This is a genomic window from Achromobacter sp. B7 (assembly GCF_003600685.1).
Lineage (GTDB): Bacteria > Pseudomonadota > Gammaproteobacteria > Burkholderiales > Burkholderiaceae_B > Achromobacter > Achromobacter spanius_B.
This window is the reverse complement of sequence record NZ_CP032084.1, coordinates 4,811,660-4,833,619: the sequence shown is the minus strand read 5'-3', so window position 1 is coordinate 4,833,619 and position 21,960 is coordinate 4,811,660. Positions and strand designations below refer to the sequence as shown.

The following is a 21,960-nucleotide window of genomic DNA, read 5'->3' as shown; positions in this document are numbered from 1 at the left end:
CTTCAGGCGATGAATCGTTCGGGGTGCGAATACAGCGTGGCGTCGTCGCCGCGTAAGAAGCCCACCAGGCTGACGTTGGCGTCTTGCGCCAGGCGGATGGCCAGCGCCGTGGGGGCGGACACCGCGGCAAGCACGGCCACCCCGGCCGCCGCCGTCTTCTGCACCATTTCAAAACTGGCGCGGCTAGACACCAGCACGATGCCGTTACCGCCGTGCATCGCCTGTCGTGCCAACGCACCGATCAGCTTGTCCAGCGCGTTATGGCGGCCCACGTCTTCGCGCAGCAGCGCCACGGCGCCGTCGCCGCCCGCCCAGCCGGCCGCGTGCGTGGCGCCCGTGATGTCGTGCAGCGCCTGGCGCGCGCGCATGTCGCGCATGGCGGCCAGCACCGCGCGGATGCGCACGGCCGACCCGTTCGTCACGGGCGCCACCGGCCGCAGCACTTCGGGCAGCGTTTCCACGCCGCACAGGCCGCAGCCGGTGCGTCCGGCCATGGCGCGCCGCCGCGTTTTCAACCGCACTTCGCAAGCGCTTGAAATTTCCACCTGCACCACGATGCCATCGCATTGCGGCAGCACATCAATGCCGCGCACATCGCTGACGCTGTCGATGATGCCTTCCGACAGCGAAAAGCCCACGGCAAAGTCTTCCAGGTCGGCCGGCGTGGCCAGCATGGTGGCGTGGCTGATGCCGTTGAATTCCAGCGCCACCGGCGTTTCCTCGGCAACGAAATCCGATTCGGCGGCGGGGGCGATGGCCCCGCCCCGCACGCGCGTGACCTGGGTCGGCGTGCAGTCGGGGCGGGGCGGCGGGGGCGTTGTCTGGGAAGTCATGGCATCCGGGGCAGTAGCTGGCAGGCGGTCATTTCCCGGTCAGCGCCGCTTCGTTCTCGCGCGATCGCTCGCGCAGCAGCTTTTGCTGGATGTCGGCAAAGCGCGACCATTGGCGTTGCCATTCCGAAGGCTGGGACACGCGCGTCACCTGCACGGCCGTGACCTTGTATTCGGGGCAGTTGGTCGCCCAGTCCGAGCTGTCCGTCGTGACGACGTTGGCGCCTGACTCGGGAAAGTGGAACGTGGTGTATACCACGCCCGGCTGCACCCGGTCGGTCAGCGTGGCGCGCAGCACCGTTTCGCCGGCGCGGCTCTGGATGCCGACCCAATCGCCTTCGGCCACGCCCCGATCCTCGGCGTCTTGCGGATGCAGTTCCAGCACGTCCTCGCCATGCCACATCACGTTGGGCGTACGCCGTGTCTGCGCGCCCACGTTGTATTGCGACAGGATGCGGCCCGTGGTCAAGAGCAGCGGGAAACGGCGCGTGCTGCGTTCGTCGGTGGGCACGTACTTGGTGATCATGAACTTGCCCTTGCCGCGCACGAACGTGTCGATGTGCATGATGGGCGTGCCCTCCGGCGCATCGTCATTGCACGGCCATTGCAGGCTGCCCAGCTTGTCCAGCTTGTCGTAGCTGACGCCTGCGAACGTGGGCGTCAGCCGCGCGATTTCCTCCATGATTTCGCGCGGGTGCGTGTAGTTCATGGGGTAGCCCAACGCGTTGGACAAGGCCACCGTCACTTCCCAATCCGACTTGCCGTTCTTGGGTTCCATCACCTTGCGCACGCGCGAGATGCGGCGTTCGGCGTTGGTGAAGGTGCCGTCTTTTTCCAGGAACGACGAGCCCGGCAGGAACACGTGCGCGTACTTGGCGGTCTCGTTCAGGAACAGGTCCTGCACCACGATGCACTCCATGGCCGCCAGCGAGGCCGCCACGTGCTGCGTGTTGGGGTCGGACTGCACGATGTCTTCGCCCTGGCAGTACAGGCCCTTGAACGAGCCGCCCAATGCCGCTTCGAACATGTTGGGAATGCGCAGGCCGGGTTCCGGTTGCAGCGTCACGCCCCAGTCGCGTTCGAATTGCGCGCGCACGGTGTTGTCGGAAATGTGGCGATAGCCGGGCAACTCGTGCGGGAACGAGCCCATGTCGCACGAGCCTTGCACGTTGTTCTGGCCGCGCAAGGGGTTCACGCCCACGCCCTCGCGCCCGATGTTGCCGGTGGCCATGGCCAGGTTGGCAATGGCCATCACGGTGGTGGACCCCTGGCTGTGTTCGGTCACGCCCAGGCCGTAGTAGATGGACCCGTTGCCGCCGGTGGCGAACAGCCGCGCCGCGCCGCGCACGGCTTGCGCCGGCACGCCGGTGATTTCGGCCATGGCCTCGGGCGAGTTCTCGGGCAGCGATACAAAGTCGCGCCATTCGTTAAAGGCCTTGGCTTCGCAGCGTTCGGCCACGAAGGCCTCGTCGATCAGCCCTTCGGTGGCGATCACGTGGGCCAGCGACGACAGCAGCGCCGTGTTGGTGCCCGGCCGTACCTGCAAGTGATAGTCGGCCTTGATGTGCGGCGAGCTGACCAGTTCGATGCGGCGCGGATCAATCACGATCAGGCGCGCGCCCTGGCGCAGGCGGCGCTTCAAGCGCGAGGCAAACACCGGGTGCCCGCTGCTGGGGTTGGCGCCCATCACGATGACCACGTCGGTGTGCATGACCGAATCAAAGGTCTGCGTGCCGGCCGATTCACCCAGGGTCTGCTTCAGGCCGTAGCCGGTGGGCGAATGGCAGACGCGCGCGCAGGTGTCCACGTTGTTGGTGCCGAAGGCCGCGCGCACCAGCTTTTGCACCAGCCAGGTTTCTTCGTTGGTGCAGCGCGACGACGTGATGCCGCCCACCGCGTCGCGGCCGTACTGGCTTTGGATGCGGCGAAATTCCGACGCCGCGTAGTTGATGGCCTCGTCCCAGGACACTTCCTTCCAGGAATCGGTGATGTGCTTGCGGATCATGGGCTTGAGCACGCGTTCCTTGTGCGTGGCGTAGCCCCATGCAAAGCGGCCCTTCACGCACGAGTGGCCGCGGTTGGCCTGCCCGTCTTTCCAGGGCACCATGCGCACCACTTCCTGCCCCTTCATCTCGGCCTTGAAACCGCAGCCCACGCCGCAGTACGCGCAGGTGGTGATGACCGAGTGTTCGGCCTGACCCATCATGATGACGGTCTTTTCCTGCAACGTAGAGGTCGGACAGGCTTGCACGCAGGCGCCGCAGGACACGCATTCGCTATCCAGGAACGGCTGGTCCTGTCCGGGCGACACGCGCGATTCAAACCCCTTGCCAGAGATCGTCAACGCAAACGTGCCTTGCGTTTCTTCGCAGGCGCGCACGCAGCGGTTGCAGACGATGCACTTGGACGCGTCGTAGCTGAAGTAGGGATTCGAATCGTCGACCTTCGCGTCCAGGTGGTTGGCGCCGTCATAGCCGTAGCGCACGTTGCGCAGGCCCACCACGCCGGCCATGTCCTGCAATTCGCAGTCGCCGTTGGCGGGGCAGGTCAGGCAGTCCAGCGGGTGGTCCGAGATGTACAGCTCCATCACGCCGCGCCGCAGCTCGTGCAGCTTGGGGGTTTCGGTGACCACCACCATGCCGTTTTCCGCCGGCGTGGTGCAAGACGCGGGATAGCCGCGCCGGCCCTCGATCTGCACCAGGCAAAGGCGGCACGACCCAAAGGGTTCAAGGCTGTCGGTCGCGCACAGCTTGGGGATGTTGATGCCGGCCTCGGCGGCCGCGCGCATCAACGACGTACCCTCGGGCACGCAGATTTCCTGGCCGTCGATGGTCAGGGTAATGGTGTTGGCGGACTCGCGCGCCGGGGTGCCCAGGTCGCGGTCGCGCTTGATGACGGTTTCTAGCATGGTCGTCTCTCGGGTTCAGGCCGCGTGCGCGGCAGACTGCGAGGACTCGATGCCGAAGTCCTGCGGAAAATGGTTCAGCGCGGACAGCACGGGGTAGGGCGCCATGCCCCCCAGCGCGCACAGCGAACCGCCCATCATCGTGTCGCACAAGTCACGCAGCAGGTGCACCTGTTGTTCGCGCTGCGCGGGGCTGACGCCGCCGGCCGCGATCTTGTCGATGGTTTCAACGCCGCGTGTGGAACCGATGCGGCACGGCGTGCACTTGCCGCAGGATTCAATCGCGCAGAACTCCATGGCATAGCGAGCCATGCGCGCCATGTCCACGGTGTCGTCAAACGCGACGAGCCCGCCGTGGCCGATCATGGCCGAGATCTGTATGTAGGCTTCGTAATCCAGCGGCACGTCCCATTGCGATTCGGGCAGATAGGCGCCCAGCGGGCCGCCCACTTGCACGGCGCGCAACGGCCGGCCGCTGGCGCTGCCGCCGCCGAAGGTGTAGAGCAGGTCACGCAGGCTCAGGCCGAACGCCTTTTCCACCAGGCCGCCTTGCCTGACGTTGCCGGCCAGTTGGAACGGCAAGGTGCCATGCGAGCGGCCCACGCCGTAATCGCGGTAGTAGGCGGCGCCCTTGGCCAGGATGATGGGCACCGTGGCCAGCGATATCACGTTGTTGATGACGGTGGGCTTGCCGAACAGGCCCGAGATCGCGGGCAGCGGCGGCTTGGCGCGTACCACGCCGCGCTTGCCTTCCAGGCTTTCCAGCAGCGAGGTTTCTTCGCCGCAGATGTAGGCGCCCGCGCCCTTGCGCACTTCCAGGTCGAAGCGGCGTCCGCTGCCGTGCACGTCGGCGCCCAGCCAGCCGACGCTGCGCGCGCGGGCGATAGCGGCTTGCAGGGTATCGATGGCGTGCGGGTATTCCGAGCGCACGTAGATGTAGCCGTAGGTGGCGCCCACGGCCAGCCCGGCAATCGTCATGCCTTCGATCAGCACATAGGGGTCGCCCTCCATCAGCAGGCGGTCGGCGAAGGTGCCCGAGTCGCCTTCGTCGGCGTTGCACACGATGTACTTCTGGTCGCCGGGCGTGCCCGCCACCGTTTTCCATTTGATGCCGGTGGGAAACGCCGCGCCGCCGCGTCCACGCAGGCCGGAGGTGACCATTTCGTCGATGATGGCGGCCGGGTCCATTGCCAGCGCCCGCTTCAGGCCCGCCAGGCCGCCGTGCGCGGCGTAGTCCTGCAAGGACAGGGGGTCGATCACCCCGACGCGGGCGAAGGTCAGCCGCTCTTGCTGTTTCAGGTAGGGGATGTCTTCGGTCAGGCCCAGGCGCAGCGGGTGTTTCGGCGCGGCGCCTGCGGCGTTGTCGTGGTGCGTCAGCCAGCCGGCATCGAACAAGCCGGCCACGTCTTCGACCGCCACGGGGCCGTAGGCGACGCGGCCGTTTGGCGTGGTCACTTCCACCAGCGGTTCCAGCCACAACAAGCCACGCGATCCATTACGTACGACCTGCACGGCCAGGCCGCGCGCATCGGCGATGCGTTCGACCTCGCGCGCCACCGCGTCCGCGTCCATGGCCAGCGCGGCCGCGTCGCGCGGCACGTAGATGACGACGGGGGCGCTCATGGGGTGGTCTCCTGCGGTTGGGCCAACGTGCGCGCCAACAAGCGGTCCAGCTTCTCGGGCGTGACGCGGGCATGCGGCCGGCCATCGATCATGATGGCGGGCGACTGCGCGCATAGCCCCAGGCAGTAAACGGGTTCCAGCGTGAAATTGCCGTCAGCGGTGTGGGCATGAAAATCGCAGCCCAGATGCGCGCGGGCATGGGCGGCCAGCTGTTCGCCGCCCATCGCCTGACAGGACTCGGCGCGGCACACTTCCAGCGTGTGGCGCGCGGCCGGCTGGCTGCGAAAGTGCGGGTAGAACGTGATGACGCCGTGGACTTCGGCGCGGGACAGGTTCAGGGCCTCGGCGATGGTTTGCACCGCTTCGGCCGGGATACAGCCCAGTTCATGCTGCACCTGATGCAGCACCGGCAACAAGGGGCCGGGCAGGTCTTTCAGCCGCGCAACGATGCGGGCGGTGGTGGCAATGGCGGGGGTGGTGGACGCCTGGGCGGCGTCCAGAGCCAATTGGCCGCCCCGGGCGCCGCCGCTGGACGCCAAGTCGGATGTTGCCTCGCGCTGATGCACGGTGGTCTCCTCCAGTGTTGCTGGGCCCCTTGACGGGGTCTGTTGTGGCGGTCGAATGTTCGGGTATTCCCAGGCAATTAATATGCTTTTAAAAACATAATAAAAACCAGTCCGCCGCGTTATTTGTGTACTCTAACCACGTACTTGAACGCCTTCAATAAGAAATAAATGACATATAAAAATGACATATAAGTTCCGAATCGGGCTGCGGCCGCAATGGACCTTGGGCGGGGGCGACGACACGGCTCCTTTGCCCTTGCAGGACATGCTGGCGCTGTTGGCCGCCATCGACGCCACGGGCAACATCACCGGCGCGTGCCGCGCATGCGGGCTGTCTTACCGCCATGCCTGGGGCGTGCTGCGGCGCTTTGAAACGCTATTTGGCACGCAGCTGCTGGTGACGAACCGGCGCCAGGGCACGCAGTTGGCGCCGTTCGCGCAGCGCCTGCTGTGGGCCAACCGGCGCATCGAAGCGCGGCTGATGCCCACGCTGGACAGCATGGCGTCGGAATTGCAGGAAGAACTGGAAAAGCTGCTGCCCGAAAGCGGCCCGCATCTGCGGCTGCACGCCAGCCACGGCTTCGCGGTGGAATCGCTGATGCAGCACATGGGCGGCAGAAAGCCCGGGCTGGAACTGCGCTATCGCACCGCCATCGAGGCGCTGGCTTCGCTAGAGCGCCACGAATGCGATCTGGCCGGTTTCCAGGTGCCGCTGGGCGACTTTGAAGCGCCCATCATGGAACGCTACGCGCAGTGGCTGCACGCCGATGAATACCTGCTGATCCATCTGGCCGTGCGCAACACCGGCTTGTTCGTCACGGCGGGCAACCCCAAGCAGATACGCGGCATGGCCGACCTGGCGCGCCCGGATGTGCGCTTCGTCAACCGCCAGATCGGGTCCAGCACGCGTTACCTGGTCAGCTTGATGCTTCAGCGCGCAGGCGTGTCGATTGGCGAAGTCCAAGGCTACGAAACCAACGAATTCACCCATATGGCCATTGCCGCGCATATCGCCAGCGGCATGGCGGACACGGGCGTGGGCGTGGAAACCGCCGCCTGCCGTTTCGGGCTGGACTTCATCCCGCTGGTGCGCGAACGCTACTTCTTTGCCATCCGCAAGTCGGCACTGGAAACGCCCGCCATGCAAGACCTGCTGTCCATCATGCGCAGCGCCGACTATGTCGGCTACGTGGGGCAGCTGGTGGGTTACGACGCCAAGGACACCGGCCGCCTGCAAACCCTGGAAGAGGCCTTCGCCTAGGGCCGCCGCCCGGGACGCCGCTTGCCGATATATGATCGCCCCATGAGCAAAGTGATTTTCCTTGCCGACCGCCGGTCCGACCGTTCGGCGTGGCCCGCGCCCGGCGAACTTCCGGCCGACGGCCAGCCCGCGCTGGACCGGCGCGCCCGTCCGCTGCGCGACCTGCGCATTTCCGTGACGGACCGCTGCAACTTCCGCTGCACCTACTGCATGCCGCGCGAAGTGTTCGACGCCAGCTATACCTTCATGCCGCATTCGGCGCTGTTGTCGTTTGAAGAAATCAGCCGCCTGGCCGGCATCTTCACGCAACTGGGCGTGGAAAAGATCCGCCTGACCGGCGGCGAACCGCTGCTGCGCAAACATATCGAAAACCTGGTCGGCCAATTGGCGGCGCTGCGCACGCCGGCGGGCCAGCCGCTGGACCTGACGCTGACCACCAACGGCAGCGTGCTGGCGCGCAAGGCGGCCGCGCTGAAAGCCGCCGGGCTGACCCGCGTCACCGTCAGCCTGGACGCGCTGGACGCGTCGATGTTCCAGGATATGAGCGACAGCGGCTTCACGCCCGACGACGTGCTGCGCGGCATTGACGCCGCCGCGGACGCGGGCTTGGCGCCGGTCAAGGTCAACATGGTGGTGCGGCGCGGCCTGAACGACGGCCAGATCCTGCCCATGGCCGAACGCTTCCGGCACAGCGGGCACATCCTGCGCTTTATCGAATACATGGACGTGGGCAACACCAACGGCTGGAACCTGTCTGAAGTGGTGCCCAGCCAGGAAGTGCTGGACCGCATCGGCGCGGCCTACCCGCTGGAACCGGTGCAGTCCGCCGACATGGGGCGCGTGGCCGAGCGCTGGCGCTATCTGGACGGCGGTGGCGAAATCGGCGTCATTTCCAGCGTCACCCACGCATTCTGCGGGGGCTGTACGCGCGCGCGCCTGTCGCCGGAAGGCAAGCTGTTTCTGTGCCTGTTCGCACACGAAGGCTTTGACCTGCGCGCGCCGCTGCGCGATGGCGCCACCGACGCCGAACTGGCCGCGATGCTGGCCGGCATCTGGGGCGGGCGCGCCGACAATTATTCCGAACTGCGCGGCCGCAACATGGCGGACCCAACGCCGGACCCGGGCCGCAAAGTCGAAATGAGCTACATCGGTGGGTGACGCGTCGTTGCTGGCCCCTTGCATCGCCGGCTTGATCCTGGCGGGCGGGCAGGGCTCGCGCATGGCCCATCAGGACAAGGGGCTGGTGCTGTTGAACGGTGAGCCCATGGTGGCGCATGTCGCGCGCCGGCTGGCGCCGCAAGTGGCGCGGCTGATCATCAGCGCCAACCGCCATGCCGACCACTATGCGCGCTACGGCACGGTGGTGGCGGATAACGAACCGGGCTTGGAAAAATACCAGGGTCCGCTGCTGGGCATCGCGGCGGGGTTGGCCGCTGTGGCCGCAGTGGCGGATGTGGACTGGGTCGTGGTGGTGCCGTGCGACACACCGTTTCTTCCCGGCGATCTGGCCGCGCGCCTGGTCGACGCCGCGCAATCCGCGCAGGCGCCCATGGCCTATGCCATGGTAGGCGAACAGCGCCATTCGGCCTGCATGGCGCTGCGCCCATCGCTACTGCCGGGCTTGCGCGCCTACCTGCACGGCGGCGATCGAAAAGTCGGTCTGTGGCAGGCGCGCGTGGGCGCCGTGGCGGCGCGCTTTGACGACGCGCCGCATGCCTTCATGAACGTGAATACGCCCGAAGAATTGGCCGAGGCCCAGCGCTACGCCAGCCAGGGCCGCTGATCCGGCCAACGCCCGGCGCTACGCCAGCCAGTGCCGCAAGTCGTAATACGGCACGCGGTCGCCATCGTTGACCAGCACGTCGGCCGGCAGGCGCGCCAGGCCCGTGGCCCACGGCATCGAACTGATCACGCCCGAGCCTTGATGGCCGTAGGGCACCAATTCGGCGGTGCCTTCGGTGGCGACACGGCGCTGCACCCGCAGGAATTCCTCGCGTCCGTCCTTGCGCGGATTCTCGGTGCGCAGCGGCAGCAGGCTGACGGGCGGGAAGATCTCTTCGCGGCCTTGCATGCGGCGCACCAGCGGCGACACCAGCATGGCGAACACGGCGTAGGCCGACACGGGGTTGCCCGGCAGGCTGACGACGGGCTTGCCGTTGATCTGTGCCAAGGCCACCGGCTTGCCCGGTTTCATGCGCACTTTCCATAGCGACAACTCGCCGCCCAAGGTGGCCAGCGCGGGCTTGACCAGATCGCGTTCGCCCACCGACACGCCGCCCACGCTCAACACCAGATCGCAGTCGGTCAGCAGCGTCTTGAACGCGGCCAGCAGGTCTTCTTCGGTGTCGCGCGCGTGCAGCACGTGCACGGGCACGGCGCCGAGGCCGCGCGCCAACGCGGCTAGCATCGGGCCGTTGGAGTTGTAGATCTGTTCGGGGGCGCGGGGCGAGCCGGGCGGTACGAGTTCATCGCCCGTGGTCAGGATGCCCACGCGCAGCTGGCCGACCACCGGCACGGTGGCAAGCCCCTGCGAGGCCAGCAAGGCCACGTGCGCGGCTTGCAGCATGGCGCCGGCCGCAAGCAAGGGTGCGCCAGCCATCGTGTCTTCACCCCGGCGGCGGATATGCTGGCCGGGCGCGGGCTCACGCGAGATTTCCACGTGGTTGTCGGCTTCCACCGTGTCTTCCTGCATGACGACGGTATCGGCGCCGTCGGGAATCAGGCTGCCGGTGAACAGGCGGATGGCGTGGCCGGGCTTGAGCGGTTCGGGCACATCGCCGGCATAGCAGCGTTGCTGGATCGGCAGGCGCGCGCCGGCTTGCCAATCGGCCACGCGCAAGGCGTAGCCGTCCATGGCGCTGTTGTCGGCGGGGGGGATGTCCACCGTGGCTTGCAGGTCGGTGGCCAGCACGCGGCCGGAGGCCTCGGTCAAGGCGATGTCTTCGCGGCGTTGCAGCGGCCCGGCCGCATTGGCCAGCAGGGTCTGGGCGTGATCAAAATCCAGCATGGGTCAGTGGTCTTCTTTCTGAGGCTTGAAGTGCGAGGCGAAATTGCACGGGCGGTGGGCGCTGTCGAACTGCTCACGCAATATCTGCGCCCAGGCCGTTTCGCAGGCGTTGTTTGAACCGGGCAAGCAGAAGATCAGCGTCTGGTTGGCCGAGCCCGCGAACGCGCGCGACTGGATCGTTGAACTGCCGATCTCGGTGTACGAGAGTTGCCGGAACAGTTCGCCAAAGCCCGGAATCTCGCGGTCCAGCAGCGGCAGGATGGCAGCCGGCGTGTGATCGCGATGCGAAAAGCCCGTGCCGCCGGAGGTCAGGATGACCTGCACTTCGGGGTCGGCAATCCAGTCGCTGATGACGCGGCGGATCTGGTAGATGTCGTCGCGCACGATGTCGCGGCGCACGCACTGGTGGCCCGCATGCGCCAGGTTGTGGGCAAGCAGATTGCCGGAGGTGTCGTCGCCCGCGCTGCGGGTGTCGCTGACCGTCAGCACGGCGCAGGCCAGCGAGACGGGAATTTCTTCGCTCATTTGCTTTCCTTCGGTGGGGCGGTGTCTTCATCCCAGGCGTCGGTGCGGTCCTGGTCGGCCTGGCGTTGTTCTACCCAGAAGCTGTTGCCGCTGGCCAGCGTCTCGCGCTTCCAGAACGGCGCGCGCGTCTTGAGCGCGTCGATGATGTATTCGCAGCCGCGAAAGGCATCGCCCCGGTGGGCGCTGGCCGCCGCCACGAACACGATCTGCGCATTGCGCGACAGCGCGCCCACGCGGTGCACGATGACGGTGCCGTCCAGCTTCCAGCGCTGGCGCGCGGTGTTGGCAATGGCTTCCAGCTCGCGCTCGCACATGCCCGGGTAGTGTTCCAGGTAGAGCGTGTCGGTGGGCGAGTCGGGCGCGTAGTCGCGCACATAGCCTACGAAGGTGACAATGCCGCCCACGCCGGACCCGGCGTTCTCGCGTAGCGCCGCCGTCAGCGCGGCGGCGTCGAAATCGGCTTCCTGGACGCTGATCATGGCGTTCTCAGCCTCCGGTCACGGGTTCGAACACAGCCACTTCGTCGCCGGGCCGGATCGTTGCCGTGGGTTTGGAATGGGTTTGGTTGATGGCCAGTTTCAGGCGCGTGGCGGGCGCCAGCTGCGGGTAGCGTTCCCCCAGCGCGGCCAGCAATTGCGCGCCGGTGGACTCGCTGTCCAGCGGCCAGTCTTCACCGCGCTTGCCGACCAGTTCGGCCACGCGGGCGAAGTACAGAAGATTAATCGTTGCGCCATTCACCGCTTTTTCCTCCGGCCTTGTACTTAAGGCGAACTTGTTCAACCACGATGCCCTTGTCGGCGGCCTTGCACATGTCGTAGATGGTCAGCGCGGCCACGCTGCACGCCATCATGGCTTCCATTTCCACGCCGGTCTTGTAGCTGGTGCGGCAGGTGGCCTGGATGTCGATGCGGTGCGCGGCGTCGTCCAGCGAGAAGTCCACGCCCACGAACGCCAGCGGCAGGCTGTGGCAAAGCGGGATCAGTTCCGCGCAGCGCTTGGCGGCCAGCACGGCGGCCACGCGGGCAGTGTTGAGCACTTCGCCCTTGCCCTTGCCCGGCTGCGTCAACAGGCCATAGGCCACGGCATTCATGCGCACGCTGGCCACGGCAATGGCCACGCGTTCGGTGTCTGTCTTGGCGATGACGTCGACCATGCGGACCTGGCCGGCTTCGTCCAGGTGGCTCAGGGTGGGGGTGGCAGATGACATTGGGAATCGGGATCGAGAATTGTTAATGTTTGAAAAGGGCGGTCCCGGCAGGCCGGGCAGGCCGCTGTTCCGCCTATGATAGACGAGCCCTAATCGGGGCGCGATAATCGCCATCAACTCGTCTCAGGAGACTCGCGATGCCCTTGCGGCGCCCCAAGCTTCGGTTCACCCGGCGCGCCGGCAAAATCTTGTTGGGCATAGTGGCGGTTGTGCTGATCCTTTGCGCAATTGCCGCCTGGCAAGTCCCAAAGGTGCTGCACAACGTGCTGACGGACGACGTGGCCAAGATGATCGGGCGCGACGTTTCCGTCGGCAAGATCACCTTCAATCCGTTCACGTTGACCCTCCGCGCACGCGACCTTGCCGTGGCGCAACCGGGTTCGCAGACGCCGCTTCTGGCGCTGGCTGAAATGGATGTCAGCGCCGCGTGGAGCTCCTTGTTCTGGTTCGCGCCCGTCGTGGATCGGCTGACGCTGCGCCAGCCTACCATCGCCATCGTGCGCGAAGACGTCACGCGATTCAATTTCTCTGACATACAGCAACGCGTCGCGCAATTAACCGCCGCCCAGCCCGAAGAACCGCCCAAGCCCGATACCGGCCTGCCCCGGTTTTCGCTGAACAACATGGTGATCGAGGGCGGCGCCATCACGCTGGACGACAAGGTCACCGGGCGCAAACAGGTAGTGGACGAACTGGGCCTGGGCGTGCCGTTCATTTCCACCTTCGGCTATGCCACGGATATCGACGTGCAGCCGCGCGTGCACCTGCGCATCAACGGCAGCCCGTTTGACCTTACGGGCGTGGCGCGGCCGTTCGACAAGGTGCCGTCCTCCACCTTGCGCGTTGCGTTCAATGGCCTGCAACTTGAAAAGTGGGCCGACGTGTGGCCCATGCCGCTGCCGTTCAAGCTGGACAGCGCGCTGCTGGATTCGAACCTGCAAGTGGTGTTTGAACAGCCCAAGGACGCGCCGCCCAAGATACGTGTGGTGGGCGATCTGGCGCTGCGCCGCTTCGATCTGCGCGATACCGATGGCGACACGCTGGCCGCCTGGAGCGCGTTGACCGTCACGCGTCTGGAACTGGAACCCATCGCGCGCCAGGTGTATGTAGGCGAAGTGGGCCTGTGGGCGCCGCAGGTGCATGTGCGGCGCTACGCCAATGAACACCTGAACTGGCAGGACGTGGTGGTCAAGCTGAAGGCGCTGGGCGGCGTGGCCGCGACCGACACCCCCGTGGCGGACAAGCTCAAGCGCGACCTGGGGCTGAAGGTCGCGCCGAAGGCGCAGGAGGGCGCCGCGCCCGGCGCCGGCACCGGTGATGCGCCTGCCACTGGCACCGGCACGGCACCTGGGACCGACCCGGCACCGGCCACCGGCACCGCGCCCGCCACCGGCACCGCGCCCGCCACCGGCACCGCGCCCGCCACCGGCACCGCGCCCGCCACCGGCACCGCGCCCGCCACCGGCACCGCGCCCGCCACCGGCACGGCACCGGCCACCGGCACCGCACCCGCCACCGGCACCGCACCCACGACCGATCCCGTGCCCGCCCCAACGGCTCCGCCCGCGACGCCGCCCGCCGCGCCCGCGCCGTCCGAATGGAAGGTGACGCTGGACGCCTTCAACCTGCATGAAGGCGAGCTCTACCTGACCGATGCGGTCAGCAAGCTGGATTACGTCATGACCGGGATCGGCGCCACCGTGGAAGGCGTGGTGGTGCCCGAGGTCAAGAACCAGCCCATCGACCTGTGGCTGACGGTGGACAACAGCACCGACGGCGGCTGGATACGCGCGAAAGGCCCGCTGGAGTTGTCGCCGCTGTCGCTGGAACTGGGCGTGCGCTTGGGCAACATTGCCCTGGCTCCGTTGGCGCCGGCCGTGCGCAGCGTGGCCCCCATCCTGCTGCAAGACGGCCGGCTGGCCGCCAACGCGCAGATCCACGTGCGCGAAAAAGGCGGCGCCATCGACGCCTCGGCCACCGCTGTCCAGGCCGACCTGACCCAGTTCAAGGCACGCGACGAAGCGCAAAAACCTCCGCTGGACATCGCGCTGCAATCGCTGCACGTCACGGCCGACCGCCTTGCCATGGGCCCGGGCCAAAGCCGCTTCACGCTGGCGGCGGCGGGCATCCAGGGCAACGGCAAGCTGAACCTGGCGGGCGCGTTCACGCCGCAGCCGCTGACCTTCGCGTCGTCCGTCGACCTGTCCGACCTGAACGTCGCGCCGTTCGCGGCCTACGCCGCCGGCAGCCTGAACGCCACCGTGCGCGCCATTACGCTGGGGGCCAAGGGCGACGTGGCCTATGCCGCCGCCGCCGGCAACGCGCCCATGCGGGTCAACTGGAAAGGCGGCGTCGAGATCACCGGCGTTGACTTGCAAGACCGCGTCAACAACGACGACTTCCTGAATTGGAAGCGGCTGGCCTTTGCCGGCATGGACGTGTCCGTGGCGGGCGACAAGGTGGGCGCCAAGCTGGGCGACATCGCGCTGGAAGACTTCTACGGCCGCATTCTGTTGAATGCCCAGGGCCGGCTGAACGTGATGGACCTGGTGGCGGCGCCGGGCCAGGCGGGCGGCTCCATCACGCAGGACACGCAAACGCCGGGCCGCCAGTCGCCCGCCGCGCCGGCATCGTCGGGGGCGTCCAAGGCGGCATCCCCGGCAGCCTCCAAAGGCGGCGACGGCGCGGCCATGCCTGACATCGCCGTCAACAGCGTCACGCTGTCGCGTGGCCGCATGACGTTTACCGACCGCTTCGTCAAACCCAACTATGTGGCCGAGCTGTCGGCCATCGAAGGCGCGATCTCGGCCGTGTCGTCCACCAACCCGCAGCCCGCCAAGGTCAAGGTCACGGGGCGCGTCTACACCACCGCGCCGCTGTCCATCAGCGGCATCGTGCAGCCGTTCGCCAAATACCTGACGCTGGACTTGAAGGCGTCGGCCAAGGGCGTGGACCTGCCGCGCTTCAACACCTATTCGGCCAAGTACGTGGGCTACCCGATCAAGCGCGGCAAGCTGTCGGTGGACCTGGAATACAAGATCAAGGACCGCGCATTGCAGGCGTCCAACCACGTCGTGCTGAACCAGCTGACCTTCGGCGACAAGACCAACAGCCCCGACGCCACCAAGCTGCCGGTGCTGCTGGCCGTGGCGCTGTTGAAGGATTCGCGCGGCAATATCGACATCAACCTGCCCGTGTCCGGCTCGCTGGACGACCCGGAATTTTCGGTGGGCGGCATCGTGGTGCGCGTGATGATGAACCTGGTCGTCAAGGCGGTGACGTCGCCGTTCAGCTTGCTGGCCTCGGCCTTCGGCGGCGGCGAAGAGTTGTCGTATGTGGAGTTCGCGCCGGGCAGCGCGGTGCTGACCGAGGACTCGGTGCAGCGCATCGACACGCTGATCAAGGCGTTGACGGACCGCCCCGCGCTGAAGATGGACATCAGCGGCCGCGCCGATCCCAAGACCGACCTGGACGGGCTGCGCCAAGCCTGGGTCGACGCCCAGATCCGCGCCGCCAAGGCCGCCGACACGACGCCGCGCGGCAAGAAGCCCGACCCGGCCGGCGTGAAGGTGTCGGCCGCCGAACGCCAGAAGTATCTGGAAGAGGTCTACGACGACGCCGACATCAAGGACAAGCCGCGCAATTTCATCGGCATGTCCAAGTCGGTGCCGGCCGCGCAAATGGAAGCCATGCTGCGCGGCGTGGCGAAGGTGGGCGACGAGCAGTTACGCCAATTGGCCGATGCCCGCGCGCAGGCGGTATATGAGAAGTTGCAAGCCCAGGAAGGACTCGCGGACCGTGTCTTCATCGTCGCGCCGCAGCTGGACGCGGACGGCATCAAGGACGAGGGGCAACCCTCGCGCGTGGACTTCTCCCTGAAGTGAACCCGGCTTGGCCCACGGTGCGCATGGCGCCCCGGGGTCGGGCTTTTTTTGCCAGGAGATTCTCGATGAAAGATCAGGACGCGCACTTCGACAGCCTGCTGCCGCCCCTGCGGCTGGATCGGCGGGGCTTCATCGCCACGACCGTCGCGGCGGGCTTTTCCCTGGCTGCCGGGCAAGCCGTGGCGCAGACCGCCATCGCCACCGACGCCAAGGGGCTGACGGCGGGCAAGATCGATATTCCAACCGCCGACGGCAAGATGCCGGCCTACCGCGCGGCGCCCGAAGGCAAGAAGAACCTGCCCACCGTCATCGTCGTGTCCGAGATCTTCGGCGTGCACGAATATATCCAGGACGTGTGCCGACGCCTGGCGCACCTGGGCTATCTGGCGATCGCGCCGGAACTGTTCGCGCGCCAGGGCGACCCGTCCAAGTACACCGAAATCCCCAAGCTGCAAGCCGAGATCATCGGCAAGGTGCCTGACATCCAGGTGCAGGGCGATCTGGATGCCACCGCAAAGTGGGCGGCCGCCAACGGCGGCAACCCCGACCGGCTGGGCATCGTGGGCTTTTGCTGGGGTGGCCGCCAGGTGTGGCTGTACGCGGCCCACAACCCCAAGCTGCGCGCGGGCGCGGCGTTCTACGGGCAGTTGGCGGGCGAACCCAGCGAACTCAAACCCAAATCGGTGCTGAGCCTGGTGAACGAATTGAAAGCGCCCGTGCTGGGCGCCTACGGCGGCAAGGACGCCGGTATTCCGCTGACGGACGTGGACAAGATGCGCATCGAACTGGCCAAGGGCCCGGCCCCGGCAAAGGCGTCGCGCATCGACGTCTACCCGGAAGCACCGCACGCGTTCCATGCGGACTACCGGCCGTCGTACCGCAAGCCGGAAGCCGAGCAGGCCTGGACGCGGATGCTGGATTGGTTCAAGCAGAACGGGCTGTAGCCCGTCGGCTAGCGCGGCGGTCTACTGGGCTTCTTCGCCCGGCAGGCCGTCGCTGACTTCGGCCAGCGCGCTTTTCATATCGTCGTAGCTGATCGCGCGTTCGTTCTGAAAACTGCCCAGCACGCCCCGGCAACCGTCCACGCCGGAGCGCTTCATGTCGTCCATCATCGTCTTGCCTTCGGCCAGGCCCTTCTGGAACAACGCGTCGTAGGACGCGGCTGAAAATCCATATTCCTCGGCGTAGCGCGCCAGGTTCTTGTGGGCCGTTGCCTGATGCTGCGCCAGGTCGGGCTCCGATGCGCCGCACGCGCGCGCCGCGCCGTTCGATGCGCCGGCGGCCACCACGAAGGAATCGTATTGCGCCTGCTCGCTGGCGTCCGGTGCCGCCCAGGCCGGGGCGGCGGCGGTGGCCAGGACCCAGGCCAGGGCTGTCAGAAATTTGTGCATCTGTGGATCTCCGCTGGATGCCCGGCGGGCGATGGGCGATGTAGGCGCCGCGCGGGCGTGGGACACTCGCGCATTATGACAAGCAGCCGTATCCACGCGATGAGGTCCGGGTGTGGAGTCGTTTCAGACTGTGCGTGTTCTTTTCGTGTCGCTCTGGCGCAGCGGGCAGGGCGCGCACGCACTATGATGGAGGGTGTGAGGCGATCCTGCCTCAATGCATTGCCCCACTTTCCCTGGAGATACCATGACGATCAAAGTCGGCGACCGCGTGCCGGAAGGCACCCTGACCGAATTCATCGAAACCGAAACCGCCGGCTGCTCGCTGGGCCCCAACGCGTTCCAGGTTTCCGACCTGACCCGCGGCAAGACCATCGCGCTGTTCGCCCTGCCGGGCGCGTTCACCCCCACCTGCTCGGCCAAGCACCTGCCTGGCTACGTGGAACAAGCCGACGCCCTCAAGGCCAAGGGCGTGGACGAAATCTGGTGCGTGGCCGTCAACGACGCGTTCGTCATGGGCGCCTGGGGCCGCGAACAAAAGACCGAAGGCCGTGTCCGCATGCTGGCCGATGGCTCGGCGCTGTGGACCAAGGAACTGGGTCTGGAACTGGACCTGATCGCGCGCGGCATGGGCGTGCGTTCGCAACGCTACTCGGCGCTGATCGTCGACGGCGTGGTCAAGCAGCTGAACGTGGAAGGTCCTGGCAAGTTCGAAGTCAGCGACGCCGCCACGCTGCTGTCGCAAATCTGACCTAACGTAGCTTCCAGTTTTACCGCTCAACGCGGCGGGTTGCCTTTGCAGCCCGCCGTGCTAATGCCAGCAGCGGTTGCCAACGCCATGCTCGCCACCCTCTCCTCATTCTCGTCCCTGTACTTCGCGACCTTGCTGATGCTGATCGGCACGGGTCTGTTCAACACCTACATGGGCCTTCGCCTGACCGCGCAGTCCGTCAGCGAAGTGTGGATCGGCGTCCTGATCGCCGGCTACTACCTGGGCCTGGTGTGCGGAGCCCGATTGGGGCACAAGCTCATCATTCGCGTGGGTCATATCCGCGCGTTCGTCGCGTGCGCGGCGATTGCCACCAGCATGATCCTGGCCCAGACGCTGGTTGATTCCATGCCGTTGTGGCTGGTCTTTCGCCTGATTTCCGGCGTGGTCATGGTGACGGAATTCATGGTCATCGAAAGCTGGCTGAACGAACAAACTGAAAACCACCAGCGCGGCCGGGTGTTCTCGGTCTACATGGTGGTGTCCGGGCTGGGCACCGTGCTGGGGCAGTTGGCGCTGACCGCCTACGCCACGCTGGACCTGCGGCCCCTGACGCTGGTGGCCATGTGCCTGGTGTTGTGCCTGGTGCCCATTGCCGTCACCGCGCGTTCCCACCCGCCCACGCCGCTGCCCGCGCCGCTGGACATCCGCTTCTTCATGCGGCGCGTGCCGTTGTCCATGACGGTGCTGTTCGTGGCGGGCAACCTGTCGGGCGCGTTCTACGGGCTGGCCGCCGTCTACGGCGCCAAGCACGGGCTGACGACGTCGCAGGCCGCCGTCTTTGTGGCCGCCGCCGTCACGGCGGGGCTGCTGTCGCAATGGCCGATGGGCTGGCTGTCCGACCGCATCAACCGCGCGGGCCTGATCCGTTTCAACGCCTTGCTGCTGGTGCTGCTGCCCACCGTGATGTGGGGCTGGCTGACCTTGCCGTATTGGGCGCTGGTGGCCTTGTCGTGCGTGTTCGGCATTTTGCAATTCACGCTGTACCCGCTGGGTGCGGCATTCGCCAACGACCACGTGGAGTCCGAACGCCGGGTCAGCCTGTCGGCCGTCTTGCTGATGACCTATGGCGTGGGCGCGTGTATCGGCCCGATGGTGGCGGGGCTGATGATGTCGCTGGGCGGGCCCAGCATGTACTACGTCTTCATCTCGGCTTGCGCCTTGATCCTGGTATGGCAGGTGCGCCCCACGCGCGTCACCGGCGCGCACCAGGTGGACGAAGCGCCGACGCACTTCGTGCCGATGCCCGACACGCTGCAAAGCTCGCCCGCGGCGGCAGTGCTGGACCCGCGCGTGGATCCGGAAAACGACATCGCGATGGAAATGGTGCAGCCGGACCCCGCCGCCGCGCCGGTCGCCGCCACCGAGGACCCGGTCGTCGAAGAGCCGGCACTCAAGCAGGAATGGCCGGCGGACGCTGCGGCAGCCGATGCTGCGGCAGCCGATGCTGCGGCAGCCGATGCTGCGGCGGGCGATGCTGCGGCGGGCGATGCTGCGGCGGGCGATGCTGCGGCAGCCGACGCTGCGGCAGGCGATCCTGCGGCAGCCGATGCTGCGGCAGCCGACGCTGCGGCGGGCGATGCTGCGGCAGTTGACGATGCGGCAGGCGATCCTGCGGCAGCCGACGCTGCGGCGGGCGATCCCGCGGCAGGCGATCCTGCGGCAGGCGATCCCGCAGCAGGCGATCCCGCGGCATCCGATGCCACGGCAGCCGGTACCGGCGCGCCAGCTGGCGCTCGTGCTGCTGATGTTGAATCCGGGGCAGGCGAGAAGGATGCCTCGCCCTCGGAAACCGAATCCGACACCCAGCGCCGCCGCCGCACGGGCACCTGACGATCGCGCGGCGGGGATTACCAGGGCGCCATCACGACGATCGCGCCCAGCGCCAGCGCGATACCCAGCGCGTTGATCCGGGTCAGCGGCTCACGAAACACTAACGCGCCCACCAGCGTCCCGAGCGTGATCACGCCCATGTTCATCGACGCAAACACCAGCGCCGGATGTTCAGGCAAGGACTGGTGCGCGCGGATGTAGGTCAGGATGTTGCCAAAATTGGCCACGCCAAGCGCCACGCCCGCCAGCAGATGGCGTGGCTGCCAACGCACCCGGCGCGCCAGCAGATACGCCAACATCAACACGCCCGCCAGCACGAAGGCCAACAGCAGCCCGCCGGCAAACGCGGTGCCGGCGCGCGCCACCTGCTTGAACAGGATATCGATCACCCCGTATCCCGCCCACACCGCCAGCGGCCACAGCCAGATGCCACCGTCAGAGGCGGCGGCGTTGGTGGCGGCGTTGGTTGTGGCGGCGGTCGTGGTGGCGGCGGTCGTGGTGGCGGCGGCGGCGGCGGCGGTTGTGGCGACGGTTGTGGTGGCGGTGGTGGCGGCGTTCGTGGCGGCAGTCGTGGCGGCAGTCGTGGCGGCAGTCGCGGCGGTCCCGGCGGTGCGCGCAGCCGCGCCTGCCGACGCCCAGCGCGTCGGCCGCAGAAGCAAGCACGCCAGCGCGGCAAACGCCAGCAGGACCGCCGCCAGCTTGCGGCCATTGACGGGTTCGCCAAACAACAGGAACGCCGCCAGCAGCGGGATGAACAGCGACAGGCGCTGCGCCGCGTCGCTGCGCACGATGCCGGCGTGGCGCACCGCCGCCGCCATTGCCAGGAACACGCTGGGCAACAGCACCCCAAGCGCGGCCAGAACGGCCCACGGCGTGCTCGGCGTGAACAGCGCGGCAGGGTTCGGTTTCAGCACGGCCCAGCAAAGCAGGGCGGCCACGGCGTAGTTCATGGCAATCGCCTGCCGCACGTCCACGTCGTAGCGGCGCGCCAACTTGAGCAGCACGGCTACTGTGACGCTGCACGTCACGCTGGCCAACAGGTAAAGAACGCCAGGGGTCAACGGCATGTCGTGCCGCCTTCTGCGCAGGGTTGGCCGGAACCGGCTTGAGGTTGGGCGGCATGCCCCGCGCCCGAGAACTCCGGCGCGGCATGGTGCGGCGCCGGCTCCACGTGCATGCCCAGCCGTTGCAGCAGGCGCTGGTCGGCCTGCATCTGCGGGTTGGCGGTGGTCAGCAGCGCGTCGCCATAGAACATCGAATTGGCGCCCGCCATGAAGCACAGCGCCTGCATGGCGTCGTCCATGGTTTCGCGTCCGGCCGACAAGCGTACGGCCGCGCGCGGCATCGTGATGCGCGCCACGGCGATCGTGCGCACGAACTCGAACGGGTCCAGCGGCTCGACCTTGGCCAGCGGCGTGCCTTCCACCTGGACCAGGTTGTTGATTGGCACCGACTCAGGATAGGGCTCCATGTTGGCCAGTTGCGCGATCAAACCGGCGCGTTCCCGCCGCGATTCCCCCATGCCCACAATGCCGCCGCAGCACACGCTGATGCCGGCCTCGCGCACGCGCGCCAGCGTATCCAGGCGGTCCTGGTAGGTACGGGTGGAAATGATCTTGCCGTAGAACTCCGGCGACGTGTCAAGGTTGTGGTTGTAGTAGTCCAGACCGGCGTCCTTGAGCTGCTCGGCCTGACCGTCGCGCAGCATGCCCAGCGTGACGCAGGTTTCCAGCCCCAAGGACTTCACCGCGCTGACCATCCGCGCCACGGCTTCCAGATGGTGCGGCTTCGGGCTGCGCCAGGCCGCGCCCATGCAAAAGCGTTGCGCCCCGCCTGCCTGCGCGGCCTTCGCGGCGGCCACCACTTCATCCAGCGGCATCAGCTTGTCGGCATCAAGCCCGGTGTCGTAGTGCGACGACTGCGGGCAGTACGCGCAATCCTCCGGACAGCCCCCGGTTTTGATCGAGAGCAGGCTGGACAGCTGCACGGCATTCGGGTCGAAGTGCGCACGATGGACCTGCTGGGCGCGGTGCATCAAGTCGATGAACGGCATCGCGTACAGCGCCAGGATGTCGTCGGGGGTCCAGGCCGGGGCGGCTCGGTTGCGGGTCGTTTGCGGGACGGGGATGTAGGCGGTCTGCAAGGGCGGGCTCCAATCGATC

The 21,960-nt window shown here is 67.1% G+C and carries 18 protein-coding genes and 1 pseudogene; 7 read left to right on the top strand and 12 right to left on the bottom strand.

Annotation, left to right across the window (positions count from 1 at the left end):
* Positions 1-2: 2 nt before the first annotated feature.
* The 4 genes from fdhD to DVB37_RS21905 are packed head-to-tail and all read right to left on the bottom strand — an operon-like array spanning position 3 to position 5,924.
* A complete protein-coding gene (gene fdhD / locus DVB37_RS21920) occupies positions 3-833 on the bottom strand; it encodes a formate dehydrogenase accessory sulfurtransferase FdhD (RefSeq protein WP_104145572.1) in 831 nt (276 codons plus the stop codon).
* Positions 834-861: 28 nt separating this feature from the next.
* Positions 862-3,738 (bottom strand): formate dehydrogenase subunit alpha, encoded by a 2,877-nt coding sequence (gene fdhF, locus DVB37_RS21915; protein ID WP_120156761.1) that lies wholly within the window; start codon positions 3,736-3,738, stop codon positions 862-864.
* Between the two features lie 15 nt (positions 3,739-3,753).
* Positions 3,754-5,358, bottom strand: coding sequence for an NADH-quinone oxidoreductase subunit NuoF (locus tag DVB37_RS21910; protein WP_120156760.1), 1,605 nt, complete (start codon positions 5,356-5,358; stop codon positions 3,754-3,756).
* The gene (locus DVB37_RS21905; RefSeq protein WP_120156759.1) at positions 5,355-5,924 is read right to left on the bottom strand and encodes a formate dehydrogenase subunit gamma; all 570 of its coding nucleotides are present in this window, start codon (positions 5,922-5,924) and stop codon (positions 5,355-5,357) included. Before DVB37_RS21905 ends, DVB37_RS21910 begins: the two co-directional genes overlap by 4 nt.
* Before the next feature lie 181 nt (positions 5,925-6,105).
* Here DVB37_RS21905 and DVB37_RS21900 point away from each other — a divergent pair, with 181 nt between their 5' ends.
* From DVB37_RS21900 to mobA, 3 genes are all read left to right on the top strand, one after another.
* Entirely contained in the window at positions 6,106-7,185 is a 1,080-nt protein-coding gene (locus tag DVB37_RS21900; protein ID WP_046805221.1) for a substrate-binding domain-containing protein, read from the top strand.
* A gap of 42 nt (positions 7,186-7,227) precedes the next feature.
* Complete coding sequence (gene moaA, locus DVB37_RS21895) at positions 7,228-8,343, top strand: GTP 3',8-cyclase MoaA (RefSeq protein ID WP_046805222.1); 1,116 nt, start codon at positions 7,228-7,230, stop codon at positions 8,341-8,343.
* A 61-nt stretch (positions 8,344-8,404) separates the two neighbouring features.
* Positions 8,405-8,968 carry a molybdenum cofactor guanylyltransferase MobA gene (gene mobA, locus DVB37_RS21890; RefSeq protein ID WP_240434170.1) on the top strand — a complete coding sequence of 188 codons (564 nt, stop codon included), beginning with the start codon at positions 8,405-8,407 and terminating at the stop codon, positions 8,966-8,968.
* An 18-nt stretch (positions 8,969-8,986) separates the two neighbouring features.
* Here the strand turns inward: mobA and glp are convergent, their stop codons facing one another.
* The 5 genes from glp to moaC are packed head-to-tail and all read right to left on the bottom strand — an operon-like array spanning position 8,987 to position 11,924.
* A complete protein-coding gene (gene glp / locus DVB37_RS21885; protein WP_120156758.1) occupies positions 8,987-10,192 on the bottom strand; it encodes a gephyrin-like molybdotransferase Glp in 1,206 nt (401 codons plus the stop codon).
* 3 nt (positions 10,193-10,195) lie between these two features.
* A complete protein-coding gene (moaB, locus tag DVB37_RS21880; RefSeq protein WP_120156757.1) occupies positions 10,196-10,717 on the bottom strand; it encodes a molybdenum cofactor biosynthesis protein B in 522 nt (173 codons plus the stop codon).
* Positions 10,714-11,196 (bottom strand): molybdenum cofactor biosynthesis protein MoaE, encoded by a 483-nt coding sequence (locus DVB37_RS21875; RefSeq protein ID WP_120156756.1) that lies wholly within the window; start codon positions 11,194-11,196, stop codon positions 10,714-10,716. The genes moaB and DVB37_RS21875 overlap by 4 nt, the downstream gene beginning before the upstream one ends.
* 7 nt (positions 11,197-11,203) lie before the next feature.
* Entirely contained in the window at positions 11,204-11,455 is a 252-nt protein-coding gene (locus DVB37_RS21870; RefSeq protein WP_046805226.1) for a MoaD/ThiS family protein, read from the bottom strand.
* Entirely contained in the window at positions 11,436-11,924 is a 489-nt protein-coding gene (gene moaC / locus DVB37_RS21865) for a cyclic pyranopterin monophosphate synthase MoaC (RefSeq protein ID WP_046805227.1), read from the bottom strand. The genes DVB37_RS21870 and moaC overlap by 20 nt, the downstream gene beginning before the upstream one ends.
* A 137-nt stretch (positions 11,925-12,061) precedes the next feature.
* On the opposite strand from moaC, the gene DVB37_RS21860 reads away from it, so the two are divergent.
* Both DVB37_RS21860 and DVB37_RS21855 read left to right on the top strand, forming a co-directional pair.
* Positions 12,062-15,808, top strand: a complete 3,747-nt coding sequence (locus tag DVB37_RS21860; protein ID WP_120156755.1) for a DUF748 domain-containing protein — start codon at positions 12,062-12,064, stop codon at positions 15,806-15,808.
* Positions 15,809-15,873: 65 nt separating this feature from the next.
* Positions 15,874-16,752 carry a dienelactone hydrolase family protein gene (locus tag DVB37_RS21855; RefSeq protein ID WP_046805229.1) on the top strand — a complete coding sequence of 293 codons (879 nt, stop codon included), beginning with the start codon at positions 15,874-15,876 and terminating at the stop codon, positions 16,750-16,752.
* 21 nt (positions 16,753-16,773) lie between these two features.
* Here the strand turns inward: DVB37_RS21855 and DVB37_RS21850 are convergent, their stop codons facing one another.
* On the bottom strand, positions 16,774-17,199 hold the full coding sequence (locus tag DVB37_RS21850) for a hypothetical protein (RefSeq protein WP_120156754.1): 426 nt from the start codon (positions 17,197-17,199) through the stop codon (positions 16,774-16,776).
* 244 nt (positions 17,200-17,443) lie between these two features.
* Between DVB37_RS21850 and DVB37_RS21845 the strand changes: the two genes are divergently transcribed.
* Both DVB37_RS21845 and DVB37_RS21840 read left to right on the top strand, forming a co-directional pair.
* On the top strand, positions 17,444-17,947 hold the full coding sequence (locus DVB37_RS21845) for a peroxiredoxin (protein WP_046805231.1): 504 nt from the start codon (positions 17,444-17,446) through the stop codon (positions 17,945-17,947).
* A gap of 87 nt (positions 17,948-18,034) precedes the next feature.
* Positions 18,035-19,358 (top strand): annotated as a pseudogene (locus DVB37_RS21840) (MFS transporter); the annotation flags it as partial.
* Between the two features lie 457 nt (positions 19,359-19,815).
* On the opposite strand, the gene DVB37_RS28560 reads toward DVB37_RS21840, so the two are convergent.
* Both DVB37_RS28560 and bioB read right to left on the bottom strand, forming a co-directional pair.
* Positions 19,816-20,859: an EamA family transporter gene (locus DVB37_RS28560; protein ID WP_371683145.1), complete on the bottom strand. Its 1,044-nt coding sequence runs from the start codon at positions 20,857-20,859 to the stop codon at positions 19,816-19,818.
* Positions 20,856-21,941 carry a biotin synthase BioB gene (gene bioB, locus DVB37_RS21825; protein WP_240433953.1) on the bottom strand — a complete coding sequence of 362 codons (1,086 nt, stop codon included), beginning with the start codon at positions 21,939-21,941 and terminating at the stop codon, positions 20,856-20,858. The genes DVB37_RS28560 and bioB overlap by 4 nt, the downstream gene beginning before the upstream one ends.
* Positions 21,942-21,960 lie beyond the last annotated feature (19 nt).